This is a genomic window from Intrasporangium chromatireducens Q5-1 (assembly GCF_000576575.1).
Classification (GTDB): domain Bacteria; phylum Actinomycetota; class Actinomycetes; order Actinomycetales; family Dermatophilaceae; genus Intrasporangium_A; species Intrasporangium_A chromatireducens.
Window position 1 is genome coordinate 1 of the sequence record NZ_AWQS01000345.1, and the last position, 3,089, is coordinate 3,089.

The following is a 3,089-nucleotide window of genomic DNA, read 5'->3' on the forward strand; positions in this document are numbered from 1 at the left end:
GATAACGCCACCGCCCCACCCCCCGCCCCCAAGGGCGGGGCCACCGGCATGTCCGCGGTCTCACCCGCCGCGGGCCGGGCCGTCAGGCCACGTGCAGGCGCGCCGAGGACCGGACCGAGTGAGGATACGAGCCCTGTGACCCGCAGGTCCTTTCGTCCGAATTGCGCAGCGCTGGCGAGGAATTGGCTGTGAATCCCGTCCCAAGCCCGCGACGGACGACATCGGGCGGGGTTTCAATGGTTCATGGCCACCGCACTGCAAACCGTGGCCTCGCAGAGGCCCCTGAAGCCGATCGCACAGCTGATTCGAGCGGTTCAGCATCGGCGTCCGGTCGAGCTCGACCACCGCGACGACTACGTCATCGTGCGCTCCGGGAAAGCCGGCGCGATCGCACTGTTCGCACACCCCGACCGCGTCGCGATCTGCCTGGCGCCAGAGCGTGCCTACGCGCTCGAGGGACGCAAGCCGTTCGGGCACCAGATCCCCCGGACGCCGGTCACGAGCTATGTCATCGTCACCGCCAAGGGCGTGCGCAAGAACTTCGGCGCAGTCGTCGACCTCGCTCTCGAGTCGCTCGACTGGAGGGTGGCCGAGCGCACCAGCGCCTTCTGTGCCCGCTGTGGCGTCGGGTGCGGGCCCAAGCTCGATGCCTGTCCGAACTGCTGGACCGAGGTCGACCTGCGCGGGCGGTGTCTGTGTCACCAGGACGTGCAGGCCGAGGTCATGCGCCTCGTCGGCTAAGGGCGGAGGCGGTTCGGCCTGCGCACCTGCGCGGGTGACGACGGCATGGTCTGTCACGTGGCCGTCACGACGGGAGCCGCAGGCTGCCCAGTGAGAGGGCCATGGCGAAAAGAAGGTGAGTGAGGTGCCGATCCACGAGCGCGTGACGGGGTACACGGTCGCGCAGCTGCACAACGACATCGTCGACTACAACCAGGTCATCCACCTGACCCTGGAGACCAGCGGCCCCGTCTTCCTCGGCTTCCCGGAACAGCAGCCGGACGACTGGCTGTCCTTCGGGACCGATGGCACCACCACGGCGTTCCTGGCTGCGTCACAGTTCGACGGGATCTACCACCTGCTGCAGAGCGAGAGCCCGGCCTACTTCTCGGCGCTGTCGCTCTTCGGGATCCGCGCGGTCGACCTGACCACCGGCGACGAGCCGACGGGCGAAGGGCCCGCTGATCATGACGCCCTGGCCCAGTTCATGCGGGACGCCCGCGCCCTACATCCCCGGAACGTCGACACGACCTGAGGAGACGGTCGACGGGCTCGCACAGGGAGGGCGAGCGGGACCGGGCGTTGCGGCGCCGGGAGAGAGCGGCATACGCCCTGTTTGTCCGCATGTTGAGCGGTAGCCTCCGGGACATGGGGCACCTGGGGGAACGACCACGGTTCGAGTACGAGTCCGAACGCATCGTGTGGGAGCGGCTCGAGCGGACCGTCCCGGCGGACACCGACCTGATCGCCAACCTCCGGCTCACGACGCAGAAGAAGGACCACGAGCTCGACATCATCGTCCTCATGCCCGGCGCGGGAATCGTCGTCGTCGAGGTCAAGGGTGGCAGCGTCTCGGTCGACGAGGACGGGCGCTGGTGGACCAGCGGGGAGAAGCGGAAGAGCCGCAGCCGGGTCCGCCCCGTGGAGCAGGCGCGCGACGGCAAGTACGCCCTGCGCGACTACGTCGAGCGTGACGCCCGGTGGCGGGAGTCGTCACGGTCACGGGTGCGATGGGGCCACATGGTGGTGCTGCCCTTCACCGACCTCGCGGACGACTTCGCGACCCCCGACTGTCCCCGCTGGGCGATCAGCGGCCGCGGAGACCTCGACGACCTCGCCGAGCGCATCCGCGAGGTCGTCGTCCGGCAGGAGTCCGGGCACCGGGTGCCGACCGAGGACGACATCGAGCTCATCGAGGAGATCCTCACCGGCCGCCACCTCCCGACGCGCGGCGTCTCGGCCGAGGCCGACGAGCGGGAGGCCGTGGCCGACCGACTGACGCAGGAGCAGGCAACGCTGCTCAACGCTGCGCGTCTGATCCACCGGCTCGAGGTGCGCGGTGGAGCGGGCTCCGGCAAGACGATCCTCGCGCTGACCCAGGCCAAGGAGCTCACCAGGGGCAGAGGTGGGCGCAGGCCCCAGCGGGTCGCCCTGGTGTGCTACTCGATCGGGCTCAGCGAGTACTTCAAGCGGCAGCTCGCCGTCGTCCCACGCAAGGAGCGTCCTGCCTTCGTCGGATGTTTCGAGGACCTGGCTCGCGAGTGGGGCATCACGGAGTTCCCCGAGCGCAACGACACCGAGTTCTGGGAGCACGGGCTGGCCGCGCGCATGGCCGAGCTCGCCGCGCAGCTGCCACAGGGCAAGCGGTTCGACTCCGTCATCGTCGACGAGGCGCAGGACTTCGCCGACGACTGGTGGCTCTCGCTCATGCGCGCCCTCAAGGACGAGGAGACCGGTGGGCTCTACGTCTACTCCGACGAGAACCAGCGGGTGTTCAGCCGGTTCGGCAAGCCGCCGGTGCCGCTCGTGCCCCTCGTCCTCGACCACAACCTGCGCAACACGCGGCAGATCGCGACTGCCTTCGGGCCGCTCACGCCGATGCGGATGACGCTGCGCGGCGGTGACGGGCCCGACGTCGAGTTCCGGCCCTGCGAGACCGACGATGCCCTCGGCGTGGCTGACGACGAGGTGGACCGGTTGCTCGACGAGGGTTGGCAGCCGAGGGACGTCGCGCTGCTGACGCTCGGTTCCCGCCACCCGATCCAGAAGGAGCGGTGGGACGCCGAGGGACAGACCGGCTACTGGCGATCATTCTGGGAGAACGACGACGTCTTCTATGGGCACGTCCTCGGCTGCAAGGGACTCGAACGGCGCGCCGTCGTGCTGTGCGCCAACGCCAAACCGGACCTCGAGCGGGCGACCGAGATGCTCTATGTCGGCATGTCGCGGGCGACGGACCGGCTCGTCATCGTCGGTGACCCCATGCTGATCCGTGAGATCGGGGGCGACCAGGTCGCCGCCCGGCTCGGCCTCAGCTGAGCTCCGCTGCATGGACGAGCGTCGCCGCCGGCCCGGTGCAGGACCGGCGG

3 protein-coding genes are annotated in these 3,089 nt (G+C 69.5%); all 3 read left to right on the forward strand.

Translation table 11 applies throughout. From position 1 onward, the window contains the following. Positions 1-264: 264 nt before the first annotated feature. Positions 265-741 (forward strand): hypothetical protein, encoded by a 477-nt coding sequence (locus N864_RS20705; RefSeq protein ID WP_155893041.1) that lies wholly within the window; start codon positions 265-267, stop codon positions 739-741. A gap of 124 nt (positions 742-865) precedes the next feature. Next, positions 866-1,255, forward strand: a complete 390-nt coding sequence (locus tag N864_RS20710; protein ID WP_034721842.1) for a hypothetical protein — start codon at positions 866-868, stop codon at positions 1,253-1,255. 113 nt (positions 1,256-1,368) lie between these two features. Further along, positions 1,369-3,039: a nuclease-related domain-containing DEAD/DEAH box helicase gene (locus N864_RS20715; protein WP_034721843.1), complete on the forward strand. Its 1,671-nt coding sequence runs from the start codon at positions 1,369-1,371 to the stop codon at positions 3,037-3,039. Positions 3,040-3,089: the final 50 nt, after the last annotated feature.